Source organism: Streptomyces sp. NPDC060064 (genome assembly GCF_042736455.1).
Taxonomy (GTDB): domain Bacteria; phylum Actinomycetota; class Actinomycetes; order Streptomycetales; family Streptomycetaceae; genus Streptomyces.
Map to the genome: position 1 here is coordinate 16,602 of NZ_JBHWWF010000034.1, position 13,525 is coordinate 30,126.

General features: G+C 70.9%; 15 protein-coding genes. 6 read left to right on the forward strand and 9 right to left on the reverse strand.

All coding sequences use genetic code 11. The features are described from left to right. The first annotated feature begins 126 nt into the window (after window positions 1-126). Entirely contained in the window at window positions 127-1,026 is a 900-nt protein-coding gene (locus tag ACFWDI_RS31795; RefSeq protein ID WP_385309309.1) for a hypothetical protein, read from the forward strand. A 23-nt stretch (window positions 1,027-1,049) separates the two neighbouring features. After that, complete coding sequence (locus tag ACFWDI_RS31800; protein ID WP_385309311.1) at window positions 1,050-2,579, forward strand: ankyrin repeat domain-containing protein; 1,530 nt, start codon at window positions 1,050-1,052, stop codon at window positions 2,577-2,579. A 6-nt stretch (window positions 2,580-2,585) separates the two neighbouring features. Here ACFWDI_RS31800 and ACFWDI_RS31805 read toward each other — a convergent pair whose 3' ends face one another. The 4 genes from ACFWDI_RS31805 to ACFWDI_RS31820 form a co-directional block, all read right to left on the reverse strand. Then, on the reverse strand, window positions 2,586-2,972 hold the full coding sequence (locus tag ACFWDI_RS31805) for a barstar family protein (protein WP_385309313.1): 387 nt from the start codon (window positions 2,970-2,972) through the stop codon (window positions 2,586-2,588). 18 nt (window positions 2,973-2,990) lie between these two features. After that, on the reverse strand, window positions 2,991-3,380 hold the full coding sequence (locus tag ACFWDI_RS31810) for a ribonuclease (protein WP_385309315.1): 390 nt from the start codon (window positions 3,378-3,380) through the stop codon (window positions 2,991-2,993). 167 nt (window positions 3,381-3,547) lie between these two features. Beyond that, a complete protein-coding gene (locus ACFWDI_RS31815) occupies window positions 3,548-4,438 on the reverse strand; it encodes an SDR family oxidoreductase (protein WP_385309316.1) in 891 nt (296 codons plus the stop codon). A 1-nt stretch (window position 4,439) separates the two neighbouring features. Further along, window positions 4,440-5,204, reverse strand: a complete 765-nt coding sequence (locus ACFWDI_RS31820) for an SDR family oxidoreductase (RefSeq protein ID WP_385309317.1) — start codon at window positions 5,202-5,204, stop codon at window positions 4,440-4,442. Window positions 5,205-5,260: 56 nt separating this feature from the next. Here ACFWDI_RS31820 and ACFWDI_RS31825 point away from each other — a divergent pair, with 56 nt between their 5' ends. Genes ACFWDI_RS31825 through ACFWDI_RS31840 form a run of 4 tightly spaced genes read left to right on the forward strand, consistent with a single transcriptional unit; the run spans window position 5,261 to window position 8,671 of the window. Beyond that, window positions 5,261-6,025: an enoyl-CoA hydratase family protein gene (locus ACFWDI_RS31825; protein WP_385309319.1), complete on the forward strand. Its 765-nt coding sequence runs from the start codon at window positions 5,261-5,263 to the stop codon at window positions 6,023-6,025. Further along, the gene (locus ACFWDI_RS31830; RefSeq protein ID WP_385309321.1) at window positions 6,022-6,873 is read left to right on the forward strand and encodes a CoA transferase subunit A; all 852 of its coding nucleotides are present in this window, start codon (window positions 6,022-6,024) and stop codon (window positions 6,871-6,873) included. The genes ACFWDI_RS31825 and ACFWDI_RS31830 overlap by 4 nt, the downstream gene beginning before the upstream one ends. Continuing rightward, on the forward strand, window positions 6,870-7,601 hold the full coding sequence (locus ACFWDI_RS31835) for a CoA-transferase subunit beta (protein WP_385309323.1): 732 nt from the start codon (window positions 6,870-6,872) through the stop codon (window positions 7,599-7,601). The genes ACFWDI_RS31830 and ACFWDI_RS31835 overlap by 4 nt, the downstream gene beginning before the upstream one ends. Then, complete coding sequence (locus tag ACFWDI_RS31840) at window positions 7,601-8,671, forward strand: NAD(P)H-dependent flavin oxidoreductase (protein ID WP_385309325.1); 1,071 nt, start codon at window positions 7,601-7,603, stop codon at window positions 8,669-8,671. The genes ACFWDI_RS31835 and ACFWDI_RS31840 overlap by 1 nt, the downstream gene beginning before the upstream one ends. 186 nt (window positions 8,672-8,857) lie before the next feature. Here ACFWDI_RS31840 and ACFWDI_RS31845 read toward each other — a convergent pair whose 3' ends face one another. From ACFWDI_RS31845 to ACFWDI_RS31865, 5 genes are all read right to left on the reverse strand, one after another. Then, a complete protein-coding gene (locus ACFWDI_RS31845; RefSeq protein WP_385309327.1) occupies window positions 8,858-10,432 on the reverse strand; it encodes a DEAD/DEAH box helicase in 1,575 nt (524 codons plus the stop codon). A gap of 93 nt (window positions 10,433-10,525) precedes the next feature. Further along, on the reverse strand, window positions 10,526-10,729 hold the full coding sequence (locus ACFWDI_RS31850) for a cold-shock protein (protein ID WP_003969786.1): 204 nt from the start codon (window positions 10,727-10,729) through the stop codon (window positions 10,526-10,528). 195 nt (window positions 10,730-10,924) lie between these two features. Then, window positions 10,925-12,082 (reverse strand): acetyl-CoA C-acetyltransferase, encoded by a 1,158-nt coding sequence (locus ACFWDI_RS31855; RefSeq protein WP_385309329.1) that lies wholly within the window; start codon window positions 12,080-12,082, stop codon window positions 10,925-10,927. A 17-nt stretch (window positions 12,083-12,099) separates the two neighbouring features. Next, entirely contained in the window at window positions 12,100-12,717 is a 618-nt protein-coding gene (locus ACFWDI_RS31860; RefSeq protein WP_385309330.1) for a TetR/AcrR family transcriptional regulator, read from the reverse strand. A 15-nt stretch (window positions 12,718-12,732) separates the two neighbouring features. Then, window positions 12,733-13,521 carry an SDR family oxidoreductase gene (locus tag ACFWDI_RS31865; protein WP_362675286.1) on the reverse strand — a complete coding sequence of 263 codons (789 nt, stop codon included), beginning with the start codon at window positions 13,519-13,521 and terminating at the stop codon, window positions 12,733-12,735. Window positions 13,522-13,525: the final 4 nt, after the last annotated feature.

The following is a 13,525-nucleotide window of genomic DNA, read 5'->3' on the forward strand; positions in this document are numbered from 1 at the left end:
ATTATGAAGAGTGGATCACCACGCCACAAGGAGCAGTTTTCGGCCATGTCACCAGCGAGGATTCGACCTCGCCTCCCCGTACAGTTGAATCGGGCCGACCGTCGTGCATGGGGGGTACGGGCAGTGGTGGCGAACGGCAACGAGGTCGTACACGGCTTTCCGCACCTCGACACCGTGCGGGCGGCGATCACCGCGCTCTACCGACGCCTCTCGCGGGAGACCGTGCTCTCCTACGCCCCGAGCGTCGTCCCGGCCGATGTGGCCTTCTCCGACCAGGACGATCTGCATCTCGGCGCGCAACGCGTCGCCCGCGCCCTGGTCCAGCATCTGCGGCTGCCGGAGGCCCGGATGATTGTGAGTTTCCGCGAGATGCACCATGCCGCGAGCGTCGAACTGGCCGCGGGACCGGAGTACTTCATCGAGCTCAACGACCGCTTCCGCGCTCATCGCAGGGACATCGGGGCGGCCCTCGCCCACGAGATCATGCATGTGCTGCTGCACCGGATCGACCTGTCCTTCCCCGGCACCCGCGACAACGAGATCCTCACCGACACCGCGACCACGTATCTCGGCGCGGGCTGGCTGCTCCTCGACGCGTTCCGGGAGGACAGCGTCTCCAGCCAGAAGCTCGGCTACCTCACCCCGGAGGAGTTCGGCTACGTCCTCGCCAAGCGGGCGATCGCCTTCGACGAGGACCCCTCCCCCTGGTTCACCAGCCCGCAGGGATACACCGCCTACACCAAGGGCCGCGCCCAGGCACTGCGCGACGCACAGCAGCCGCCGCTCACGACCGCGGGCTGGACGGGCCGCCATCGCTACGCCAAGGACCGGCGCTACGCCCGGGAGCACCCGGGCCCCGCCCACCCGGCTGCCACATCGTCCCCGTACGCCTTCGAGCACGGGCCGGACGGGCTGCTCGTCTCCTTCTCGTGCCCCACCTGCCATCAGCGCATCCGCGTTCCCGTACGGGGACGGGTGCGGGTCCGCTGCGGGCTGTGCCGCACGATTCTGGAATGCGACACCTGACCGATCTTCCGTAGTGTCGAACCATGACGAAAGAGCCGACAGCGGGCGCCCGCGAACTGTTCGAGGCGGTGCACGGCGGCGCGGACGACGCTGTCGTAGGGCTGCTGAGGGCCGGGACCCCCGCCGATGTGACCGACGAGGACGGGCAGACGCCGCTCTATCTGGCGGCGGTGAGCGACGAGGTGGGCATCGTGCGGCTGCTGCTGGCCGCGGGAGCCGCGCCCGAGCGCGCGGGCGGCCCCGAGGCCGGGGATCTGCCGCTGTGCGGGGCCGCGGTCGGCGGACACACCGAAGTGGTACGGGCGCTGCTCGCCGCGGGCGCCAGGCCCGATCTTCCGGAGGCGTACGGCTTCACGGCCATGGTCTGGGCGGTCGGGCAGGGGCACGCCGGGACGGTGGAGGTGCTGCTGGAGTACGGCGCCGACCCCGATCTGCCGGGCCCGAGCGGCGAGCCGCCGCTGGTGCTTGCCGCCCGGCGCGGCTCTCCTTCGACGGTGCGGGCCCTGCTGCGGCACGGCGCCGACGCGACGGAGGCGGCGCTGGCGGAGGCCAGGCAGTGGCTCGTACGGGATGTGGAGCGGGAGCTGCGGGAGGGACTGCTGCAGGCGTACGGGGTGCGGGACGGCGAGGAGTACGAGACCTTCGCGCGCCGGGTCGAGGAGGACGGCGGGGTGACCGTCGTCGTCGAGCTGCTGAAGGACGGCAGGCCGCTGGCCGGCACCGAGCAGCAGACCGGCCACGGTGCGATCGCGACGGTGCTGGAAGGCGAGCTGGGGATCCTGACTCCGTATGCGGAACTGGCCGAACGGGCCCTGCGCTGCGGGGATCCCGATCAGGACGACTGGGTCGAGTCGGTGACGGCGCTGTGGAGCCGGGGAGACGAGGAGACCTTCCAGGCGGCGGCCGCGTGGTGCGCGAGCGACGATCCGTTGCGGCAGGCGTTCGCGGCGGATGTGCTGGCGCAACTGGGGTTCGTGGGTCCGGGGCCGGACGTGGACGCCTGGCGGCCGTTCGCCGCGCGGGCGTTGCCGCTGCTGCGCGAGCTGTCCCGGGAGGCGCGGGATCCAGAGCTGATCCAGGCGGTCGTCCTCGGTCTCGGGCACCACGGGGATCCGGCCGCGCTGCCCGAGATCCTGCGGCATGCCGGGCATCCGGACGCGGAGGTGCGCCACCGGGTGGCGCTGGCGCTGTGCGGGCTGGTTCCCGGTGGCCATGCGGAGGGCATCGAGGCGGTGATCGCGCTGAGCCGGGACGCGGACACCCATGTCAGGGACTGGGCGACGATGGCGCTGGCGGGCGTTGAGGCCGATACGCACGAGATCCGCGAGGCACTGGCGGCACGGCTCAACGACCCGGACGCGGACACGGCCGCGGAGGCGGCCCGGGGCCTGGCGATGCGTCAGGATCCGCGTGCGGCTGCGGCGTTGGCCAGGATTCTCGCGGACGAGGATCCGGACGGGTATGCCCGGGACACGGCGGTGGACGCGGTGCGGCATCTGCAGGACATGCAGCTCAGGCGTCGGCTGGAACAGACGTCACCGCGCTGCCGCTGACCCGGTTCAGCGCAGCCGCAGCCCGCCGGGTACCCGCTCCTCGATGATCTGCGCCAGCCAGTCGAATACGGTCGCGCCACGACCGGCCTCCGCCTCGTCCAACTCCGCCTGGATGGCGGCCCTGTTCAGCGGATGGCCACGCTCCAGCCGCAGCCGCAGCTGGCGTACGGTCTCGTCGCGCCCGAGCGCCCGGCGGGAGAGCTCGTGGTCGCGCCATTCGATGACGAAGTCGCCGTCGTCCGGCGTGCCGAAGCCGCCGCTGAGGCAGTCGGCGAAGGCGTCCAGATTGCGGCCGAAGTATCCGCCGGTCCCGTTCACGGCTTCGCCGATCACCCGCCAGAAGCTCTCCAGGCCGGTGACCTCCGCCCCGTCGATCACATAGGTCTTCGTCACGGGGCGGAGGATACCGGCTCAGCAGCCGTAGTCGACGAGGTCGAACGAGGCGTAGTGGTCGGCGGTGTAGTAGTCCTCCTGGGCCGCGTCGCCCGTGACGATACGGCGGGCGCCGCGGGTGGAGGAGCCCGGCGTCTTGACGGTGTACTCGTGGTAGTAGCCGGACGAGTGTGACGGCAGGACGCCTTCGCGGTTCGAGAAGACGGTGCCGTCCTGGCTGTACGGGAACGGCCCGCCGGACTCGATCAGGTCGAGCGTGTCGTGCGCCTGGGAGGGGAGGTCGGAGTAGCAGATGTCACCGACCGTGGCCACGGTCGTGGGCGCGGCCGTGGCCTGTCCGCCGATGAGGAGGGTGGAGGCGAGGGCGACGATGCCGCCGAGAGTGGCGATACGTGGGGGGATTCGCATACCGACATCATGACGCGCGTAGACATGAACGCGTCAACCCCAACGTCCTTGAGTTTTCTACAAGTTAACCTGGGTGGACTCCAGACTCCGGGGCTGTGAAGGACCTGGCGCGCGGCACGGCCAAGCCCCCCGGGCCGGTGGCATCGTCACCGCTCCTGCCCGCACCGTCACCGAGCCCCGTAGACCGGTTGCGGAGTCTCGGCGTCCGCCAGCAGCTTCAGCGCGGCCCGGCCCGCTTCGGAGGGAGTCCAGCGCGTCCCCTTGTCCGCGGTGGGTCCCGGCCGCCAGCCCTCCATGACAGTGATACGGCCCGCCTCGGCCTCGAAGACCCGGCCGGTCACACCCGTACTGGCGGCGGAGCCGAGCCAGACGACGAGCGGCGAGACATCCTCGGGCAGGGCGGAGAGGCCGGCGAAGGTCTCCTCGGTCATACGGGTACGGGCCGCCGGCGCGATGGCGTTGACCTGGACTCCGTACCGGCCCATCTCCGCCGAGGCGACCAGCGTCAGGCCGATGATCCCGGCCTTGGCGGCCGCGTAGTTGCCCTGGCCGACACTGCCCAACAGCCCGGCTCCGGAGGTGGTGTTGACCACCCGGGCCGCCACCGGCCGACCCGCCTTGGCCTCGGAACGCCAGTGCGCGGCGGCATGCTTGAGCGGCAGGAAGTGGCCCTTCACATGCACCCGCATGACGGCGTCCCAGTCGTCCTCGTCGAGGTTGACGAGCATCCGGTCGCGCAGAAACCCGGCGTTGTTGACGAGGGTGTCGAGGCGGCCGTACGACTCCAGCGCGGCGGCGACGAGAGAAGCGGCACCGTCGGTCGTGGCGATGTCGCCTCCGTGCGCCACCGCGGCACCGCCCGCCGCCGTGATCTCGTCGACGACCTGCTGGGCCGGGTCCGCGGAGGAGCCCGCCCCGTCCGGTCCGACGCCGAGGTCGTTGACGACGACCTTCGCCCCCTCGGCGGCGAAGGCGAGCGCATGGGCCCGTCCGAGACCGCGCCCGGCACCCGTGACGATGACGACGCGTCCTTCGCAGATTCCGGCTGTCCCAGTCATCTCACGTCTCCTTGTTGACAGTTGCGGCATCGAGGAAGGCGGGACGCTCCCCGCCCCCGTGCACCAGCAGCGAGGCTCCGCTCACGTACGCCGCCCGCTCCGAGGCGAGGAAGACCGCCGCGTCACCGACCTCCGACGGCTCGGCCAGCCGCCCCAGCGGCACGGTGCGGCCGACGGCCGCGATGCCCTCCTCGTCCCCGTAGTGCAGATGGGAGAGTTCGGTACGCACCATCCCGAGGACGAGCGTGTTCACGCGTACCTCGGGTGCCCACTCCACGGCCATGGACCGGGCCAGGTTCTCCAGTCCCGCCTTCGCCGCCCCGTACGCCGCCGTGCCCGGGGACGGCCGGCCGCCGCTGACGCTGCCGATCATGACGATCGATCCGCGGGCCGCTTTGAGATGTCCGTACGCCGCGAGCGAGGCGGTCAGTGGCGCGGTGAGATTGAGCTCGATCACGCGGGCATGGCGGGCCGCGTCGCCGTCGCCGTCGCCGTCGCCGAGCAGCCGGTACGGTGTCCCGCCCGCGTTGTTGACGAGAGCGTCGAGCCGGCCGTGCCGCGCCACGACCAAGTCGAAGAACTCCCCCACCGCGGCGGGATCGCGCAGATCGACCGGTACGAACTCGGCTCCGGCGACGGGGACTTCCGGTGGTCTGCGCGCACAGACCACCACCTCGGCGCCCGCCCGCAGGAAGGCCCGCGCGATGCCCGCGCCCACGCCCCGCGTGCCGCCGGTGACGACGGCGACCCTCCCGTCCAGCTCCATCGGCTGCTACCTTCCTCACCTAACAAATGTTTGGTGGAAAGGTAGCTGATCCGCTCATGGGTGTCTCCACCGCACGCCCCGAGAAGGGCATCTGTGTCGTCACGGCCGACTTCCCACCCGTCAACGCCCTTCCCGTACAGGGCTGGTACGACCTCGCCGACGCCCTCCGCGCGGCGGGCCGCGACCCCGGGATCCGCTGTGTCGTCCTGGCCGCCGCGGGCCGCGGCTTCAACGCGGGCGTCGACATCAAGGAGATGCAGCGCGACACCGGACACACCGCGCTCGTCGGCGCCAACCGCGGCTGTTACGAGGCCTTCGCCGCCGTCTACGAGTGCGAGGTGCCGGTCGTCGCGGCGGTGAACGGCTTCTGCCTGGGCGGCGGTATCGGCCTTGTCGGCAACGCGGACGCGATCGTCGCCTCCGACGACGCCACCTTCGGCCTGCCGGAGCTGGACCGGGGCGCGCTCGGCGCGGCCACCCATCTCGCCCGTCTCGTCCCCCAGCATCTGATGCGCGCCCTCTACTACACCTCGCGCACCGCCACCGCGCGGGAGCTGCACGCCCACGGCTCGGTCTGGAAGGTCGTCCCGCGCGAGGAACTGGCGGCCGCGGCCCTGGAGTTGGCGCGGGAGATCGCCCGGAAGGACGGTTCTCTGATCCGGCTGGCCAAGGCCGCCATCAACGGCATCGACCCCGTCGACGTACGCCGCAGCTACCGCTTCGAGCAGGGCTTCACCTTCGAGGCCAACCTCAGCGGTGTCGCCGACCGCATCCGCGACACCTTCGGCAAGGACACCTTCGGCGAGGAGGACCGAGCGTGACCGACAAGACCATGACGCCCGACGAGGCGGTGTCCGGGTTCCGCAGCGGAATGACGATCGGCATCGGCGGCTGGGGCTCGCGCCGCAAGCCGATGGCGCTGGTGCGGGCACTGCTCCGTACCGAGATCACTGATCTCACCGTCGTGTCCTACGGCGGCCCCGACATCGGCCTCCTCGCCGCCGCCGGCCGGATCCGCAGACTGGTCACGGCGTTCGTCACCCTCGACTCGATCCCGCTCGAACCGCATTTCCGCGCCGCCCGCGAGCGCGGCGACTTCGCGCTCACCGAGATCGACGAGGCGATGTTCATGTGGGGGCTGCACGCGGCCGCCAACCGGCTGCCGTTCCTCCCGGTCCGGGCCGGTATCGGATCCGATGTCATGCGGGTCAACCCCGGGCTGCGGACGGTCACTTCACCGTACGACGACGGCGAGGAATTCGTCGCCGTACCGGCCCTGCGGATGGACGCGGCGCTCGTCCACCTCAACCGCGCCGACCGGCTCGGCAACGGCCAGTATCTGGGCCCCGATCCGTACTTCGACGATCTGTTCTGCGAGGCCGCCGACTCCGCGTACGTCTGCTGCGAGCAGCTCGTCGAGACCGCCGAGCTCACCAAGGACGCCGTACCGCAGACCCTGCTGGTCGGACGTCACTCGGTGACCGGCGTGGTCGAGACACCGAACGGCGCGCACTTCACCTCCTGCGACCCCGACTACGGCCGCGACGAGGCCTTCCAGAAGCTGTACGCGTCCACCCCCTGGCCGGAGTTCGCCGAGCGTTTCCTCTCCGGCACGACCGAGCGTGACTACCAGTCCGCCGTCCGGACCTGGCACAAGGAGCAGCAGTGACCGTCAGCCGTTCCGAGTACTGCGTCGTCGCCTGCGCCGAGGCCTGGCGGGAGAACGGCGAAGTACTGGCCGCCACCATGGCCCCCGTCTCCTCCTTCGGCGCCCGGCTGGCCAAGCGCACCTTCTCCCCCGACCTCCTTCTCACGGACGGCGAGGCGATGCTCGTCGACCTCGACGGCGCGACGGAGGGCTGGCTGCCGTACCGCCGGCACCTGGCCATGGTCACCGGCGGAAAGCGGCACGTCATGATGGGCGCGAGCCAGATCGACCGCTTCGGCAACCAGAACATCTCCTGCATCGGCGACTGGGAGCGGCCCGCCCGCCAGCTGCTCGGCGTACGCGGGGCACCCGTCAACACCCTCAACAATCCGGTCAGTTACTGGGTGCCCAGGCACTCCGCCCGCGTCTTCGTCGAGCGCGTCGACATGGTCAGCGGCGTAGGTTACGACAACGCGGCCGCCGCGGGCCCGTCCGCGGCCCGCTACCACCGCATCCCGCGCGTCGTCTCCAATCTGGGCGTCTTCGACTTCGCGACCCCCGACCGCTCGATGCGGCTCGCGTCCCTGCACCCGGGTGTCACGGTCGAGCAGGTCCGGCAGGCGACCGGTTTCGCGCTCACGATCCCCGCCGACGTCCCCTGCACCCGCGAGCCCACCGCTGCGGAGCTGCGGCTGATCCGCGAGGTGATCGACCCGAAGGGCAGGCGCGAGCGCGAGGTCCCGGCATAGTGGAGACGGCCCTCACCGGACTCACCGGTGTCCGGTATCCCATCGTGCAGACCGGCATGGGCTGGGTCGCGGGGCCCCGCCTGGTCTCCGCCACCGCCAACGCCGGCGCACTCGGCATCCTCGCCTCCGCGACAATGACCACCGACCAGCTGCGCCAGGCCGTCCGCGAGGTCATGTCCCGTACGGACGCGCCCTTCGGGGTCAATCTCCGCGCCGACGCCGGGGATGCCCACGACCGGGTCCGGATCATCATCGACGAGGGCGTGAAAGTCGCTTCCTTCGCTCTCGCGCCGTCCCGCGAGCTGATCGCCGAGCTGAAGGACGCGGGCGTGGTCGTGATCCCGTCCATCGGGGCCCGCCGGCACGCGGAGAAGGTGGCGGCCTGGGGCGCGGACGCGGTGATCGTCCAGGGCGGTGAGGGCGGCGGCCATACCGGCGATGTCGCAACGACCGTGCTGCTGCCGCAAGTTGTCGACGCGGTCGATATTCCGGTGATCGCGGCGGGCGGCTTCCACGACGGGCGGGGACTGATCGCGGCGCTCGCCTACGGAGCGGCGGGCATCGCCATGGGCACCCGGTTCCTGCTCACCTCGGACTCGACGGTGCCGGACGCGGTCAAGGCCCGCTACCTCGCAGCGACCGTCAAGGACATCACGGTGACCACGGCCGTCGACGGGCTCCCGCACCGCATGCTCCGTACGGAGCTGGTCGATTCGATCGAGGGGGCAGGCCGTACAAGAGCGCTGACGCAGGCCGTACGCCGTGCCGCCGGCTTCAAGAAGCTCTCGGGTCTGTCCTGGTCGCAGATGATCCGCGACGGTCTGGCGATGAGGCACGGCAGGGAGCTCAGCTGGAGCCAGGTCCTGCTGGCCGCCAACACCCCGATGCTGCTGAAGGCTTCGATGGTCGACGGCCGCACGGACCTCGGCGTGATGGCATCGGGGCAGGTGGCGGGGCTGATCGAGGACCTTCCGAGCTGCGAGGAGCTGGTCAGGCGTGTGGTGACCGAGGCGGCGCGGGTACTCGACGCGCTGCCGCGGACTGCTCCCCCACCCCGCCCCGTCCCGTGACCGGGGGCCAAGCCCCCAGCCCCCCGTACGGCCTTCGGCCGTGTCCTCAATCGCCGGACGGGCTGGGTTTCCCGGACATCCCAGCCCCTCGGGCGTTTGAGGAGCGGGGTTTGGGGCGGAGCCCCAACAAGAGCCCCGCCGGCGATTGAGGCGCGGGGTTCGGGCGGAGCCCCGACAAGGCCGGCGCTACGCCGCGGTGCGGCGACCGCCCTGACCGCCCCGCGCCGGACGACCGCCCTGACGAGCCTGTCCGCCCTGTCCGCCCTGAGCGCCCTGCCCGCCCTGCCCGCCCTGTCCACCACGCCGGCCACGGCTGCGGCCGCTGCCACTGCCACCGCCCTGCGCGGACCGGCCCCCTTGGGCCGGAACCTGCGCACGACGTCGCTGCGGCCGCTGCTGCTGCACGACCGGCTGCGGCACCTCGATGGTGATGGCGACACCGGAGGGCTCGCGCGCCCCGGTGATGCGGCTGAGCTCCTCGTCGCTGGACTTGACCCTGGCCGTGCGCGGGCTGATGCCCGCGTCCGACATCAGCCGGGTCATCTCGCGGCGCTGCTCGGGCAGCACCAGCGTCACGACGCTGCCGGACTCTCCGGCCCGGGCGGTGCGCCCGCCTCGGTGCAGATAGTCCTTGTGGTCGACGGGCGGGTCGACGTTCACGACCAGGTCGAGATCGTCGACATGGATGCCGCGGGCCGCCACATTGGTGGCGACCAGCGCGGTGACCTGCCCGTTCTTGAACTGGTCGAGGGTGCGGTTGCGCTGCGGCTGCGAACGGCCGCCGTGCAGCGCCGCCGCCCGTACGCCGCTGGACAGCAGCCGCTTGGCGAAACGGTCCGCCGCGCGCTTGGTGTCCACGAAGAGGATCACCCGGCCGTCACGGGCCGCGATACGCGTGGCCACGGCCTTCTTGTCGGTCTCGTCCGCGACGTGCAGCACATGGTGCTCCATCGTGGTGACCGCGCCCGCGGACGGGTCGACGGAGTGCACGACGGGGTCGGTCAGGAACATCCGTACGAGCCGGTCGATGTTCTTGTCCAGCGTCGCCGAGAAGAGCATCCGCTGACCGTCCGGCTCGACCTGCTTGAGCAGCGCCGTGACCTGCGGCATGAAGCCCATGTCAGCCATCTGGTCGGCCTCGTCGAGGACGGTGATCGACACCCGGTCGAGCGCGCAGTCGCCGCGCTCAATGAGGTCCTTGAGCCGCCCGGGCGTGGCCACGAGCACCTCGGCGCCACGCCGCAACGTGCCCGCCTGCTTGCTTATCGACAGACCGCCGACGACCGTGGCCAGCCGCAGCTGCACCGAGGTCGCGTACGGCGAGAGTGCGTCGGTGACCTGCTGCGCCAGCTCACGGGTCGGTACGAGAACGAGCGCGAGCGGTGCCCGCGGCTCGGCCCGCCGGCCGGCGGTGCGGGCGAGCAGCGCAAGCCCGAAGGCCAGGGTCTTGCCCGAGCCGGTGCGCCCGCGGCCGAGGATGTCGCGGCCGGCGAGAGAGTTCGGCAGCGTGGCGGCCTGGATCGGGAAGGGCTCGGTCACGCCCTGGGCCACGAGGGTCTTCAGCAGGGCGGCCGGCATGTCCAGCTCGTCGAACGCCTCGACGACAGGCAGCGCGGGGGTGGTGGATTCCGGCAGCGTGAATTCCTGCGGGGCCGCCACCTTGCGGGCGGGAGCCTTGCCGGAGCCCTTAGCAGGGCCCTGGGCGCGGGAATTGACCGGGCGCTTTCGGGTCGGGCGGGCCGGGCGTTCGGAGCGAGTCATGCGGATATTGCCCTCCTGGGCATGTGAGACAGCACAAGCCGGGGCCCGCACCTTGACGGTGCGGGCCCCGGCTGCGAGGTTCGCGTCCGGATATTAGGCCGGGACGATGTTCTCCGCCTGCGGGCCCTTCTGGCCCTGCGTGACGTCGAAGGAAACCTTCTGGCCTTCCTGGAGCTCACGGAAGCCCGAGGTGGCGATGTTCGAGTAGTGGGCGAAGACGTCGGCGCCGCCGCCGTCCTGCTCAATGAAGCCGAAGCCCTTTTCCGAGTTGAACCACTTCACGGTTCCAGTAGCCATGTCATTCTCCTAAAACAGGGGCAAGCCGGAAACTCACACCTCGTGAGTTTCCCGTCGCTGCATTGAGCCCCATCCGGAGAACCGGAAACAAAATGTGCGCCTGAGGAAGCATTCCCGTCAGGCGCACACGAAGTTCATGGGTACCAAAACTGCAACGCCGCTACCGTAGCACGACCCGGCCGGAAAGGCCCGTGATCACAGTCGCTCGATGATCGTCACGTTCGCCTGACCTCCGCCTTCACACATCGTCTGCAGTCCGTATCGCCCACCGGTGCGCTCGAGTTCATGCAGCAGCGTCGTCATCAGCTTCACGCCCGTCGCGCCCAGCGGATGTCCCAGCGCGATCGCTCCACCGTTCACATTGACCTTGTCCGGGTCCGCGCCGGTCTCCTTCAGCCAGGCGAGTACCACGGGCGCGAAGGCCTCGTTGATCTCGACCAGGTCGATGTCGCCGATCGACATGCCGGTCTTCTTCAGCGCGTACGCCGTCGCCGGGATCGGGGCCGACAGCATCCGGATCGGATCCTCGCCGCGCACCGAGAGGTGGTGGATGCGGGCGCGCGGCACAAGGCCGTGCTCGGCGACGGCCCGTTCGCTCGCGATCAGCATCGCCGCCGCGCCGTCCGAGACCTGGGAGGAGCAGGCCGCCGTGATGGTGCCGCCCTCCATGACGGGCTTCAGGCCCGCCATCTTCTCCGGCGTTGTGTCGCGGCGCGGCCCTTCGTCCGCCGTGACCTCGCCGTACGCCACCAGCTCCCGTTCGAAGCGGCCCTCGTCGGCGGCGCGGACCGCCCGCCGGTGGGAACGGAGGGCGAACTCCTCCATGGCGCGCCGCGAGATCCCCCACTTCTCGGCGATCAGCTGCGCGCCGTGGAACTGGTTGACCGGCAGGTCGCCGTAGCGGGCCCGCCAGCCCTCGCTGCCCGCAAAGGGACCCACCGTCAGCCCGAGCGGTTCGGCCGCCTGCCGGGACGCGAAGGCGATAGGGATCTGCGTCATGTTCTGGGTGCCGCCGGCGACCACCAGGTCCTGGGTGCCGGAGAGCACTCCCTGTGCGGCGAAGTGGACCGCCTGCTGCGAGGAGCCGCACTGCCGGTCGACCGTCACGCCCGGCACCTCCTCGGGCAGACCGGCCGCCAGCCATGCCGTACGGGCGATGTCGCCGGCCTGCGGGCCCACCGTGTCCAGGCAGCCGAAGACGACGTCCTCGACCGCCGCGGGGTCCACACCGGTCCGTGCGACCAGGGCCTTGAGGACATGCGCGCCGAGGTCGGCCGGGTGGACACCGGCCAGTCCCCCTCCGCGCCTGCCCACCGGCGTGCGTACCGCTTCGACTATGTATGCCTCGGCCATGACGGCTCCTCGATCGGTCAGCTGCGTACGGCGATACCGTCCAGCACCATCGACAGGTACTGACGGGCGATCTCCTCCGGGCTGTGCTGCCCACCCGGCCGGTACCAGGACGCCGCGACCCACACCGTGTCGCGGACGAACCGGTACGTGAGGCGGATGTCCAGGTCGGCGCGGAAGACGTGGCCCGCGACCCCGCGCTCCAGCGTCCCCAGCCACGCCTTCTCGAACTTCTGCTGCGAGTCCGTGAGGTAGTGGAAGCGCGGCTGAGCCGCCAGATGCCTGGACTCCTTCTGGTAGATGGCGACGGCGGCGCGGTGCCGGTCGATCTCCCGGAAGGACTCGGTGACGAGCGCCTCGATGGTCTCCCTGGGCCCGAGCACGGCGGCGAGCACGGCGTCGTAGCCCTGCCAGAGCTCGTCCAGGAAGGTGGAGAGGATCTCGTCGAGCATCGATTCCTTGGAATCGAAGTGGTAGTAGAGGCTGCCGGCGAGCATTCCGGCCTGGTCCGCGATCTTGCGGACGGTGGTGGCGTTGTAACCCTGCGCGGCGAACACCTCGGCGGCGGTGTCGAGGAGCTCGCGGCGGCGCTCGGGCGTGGCGCTCACCTGGGTCTTCTTCTTGCTGTTGGTCGGCACGGGACCATTCTCGTCCTACGCATGCTGGCTGCTGATGGAGACGACCTCGCCGGTGAGATACGAGGAGTAGCCGCTGGCGAGGAAGACGATGGCGTTGGCGATCTCCCAGGGTTCGGCGTACCGCCCGAAGGCCTCCTTGGCGGTCAGCTCTGTCAGCAGTTCGGCCGAGGTGACCTTCACCAGGTGCGGGTGCATGGCGAGGCTGGGGGCGACGGCGTTGACGCGTACGCCGTACTCGGCCGCCTCGACCGCCGCGCACCGGGTGAGCGCCATGACTCCGGCCTTGGCGGCGGCGTAGTGGGCCTGACCGGCCTGGGCGCGCCAGCCGACGACGGAGGAGTTGTTGACGATCACTCCGCCGCGTCCGGTTGCCCGGAAGGAGCGCAGGGCGGCGCGGGTGCAGCGGAAGGTGCCGTTCAGGGTGACGTCGAGGACCTTGCCCCACTGGTCGTCGCTCATGTCGACGAGGGCCGCGGTGCCGCCCAGGCCGGCGTTGTTGACGACGATGTCGAGGCCGCCGTGCTGCCGTACGGCCGTGTCGAACAGCGCCTGGACCCGGGCCTCGTCGGTGACGTCGCAGGGCAGTGAGGTCACGGCCGCCGCGCCGAACTCCTCGGCGAGCGCCTCCTGCGACTCCTTCAGGCGGCGGGCGTGCGCGTCGCTGATGAGGATGCGCGCGCCCTCCTCCAGGAATTTCCGGGCGGTCGCTCCGCCGATCCCGGCTCCGGCCGCGGCGGTGATGACGGCGGTACGGCCCTTCAGAAGGCCGTGACCGGGTACGTACTGCGCCCTGTTGTTCGTCACAGCG

Bases quoted from the DNA above. Each gene is read 5' to 3' on its own strand.
- ACFWDI_RS31800 (WP_385309311.1), top strand. From the start codon at position 1,050: ATGACGAAAGAGCCGACAGCGGGCGCCCGCGAACTGTTCGAGGCGGTG.
- ACFWDI_RS31810 (WP_385309315.1), bottom strand. From the start codon at position 3,380: ATGCGAATCCCCCCACGTATCGCCACTCTCGGCGGCATCGTCGCCCTC.
- ACFWDI_RS31815 (WP_385309316.1), bottom strand. From the start codon at position 4,438: ATGACTGGGACAGCCGGAATCTGCGAAGGACGCGTCGTCATCGTCACG.
- ACFWDI_RS31820 (WP_385309317.1), bottom strand. From the start codon at position 5,204: ATGGAGCTGGACGGGAGGGTCGCCGTCGTCACCGGCGGCACGCGGGGC.
- ACFWDI_RS31825 (WP_385309319.1), top strand. From the start codon at position 5,261: ATGGGTGTCTCCACCGCACGCCCCGAGAAGGGCATCTGTGTCGTCACG.
- ACFWDI_RS31845 (WP_385309327.1), bottom strand. From the start codon at position 10,432: ATGACTCGCTCCGAACGCCCGGCCCGCCCGACCCGAAAGCGCCCGGTC.
- ACFWDI_RS31850 (WP_003969786.1), bottom strand. From the start codon at position 10,729: ATGGCTACTGGAACCGTGAAGTGGTTCAACTCGGAAAAGGGCTTCGGC.
- ACFWDI_RS31855 (WP_385309329.1), bottom strand. From the start codon at position 12,082: ATGGCCGAGGCATACATAGTCGAAGCGGTACGCACGCCGGTGGGCAGG.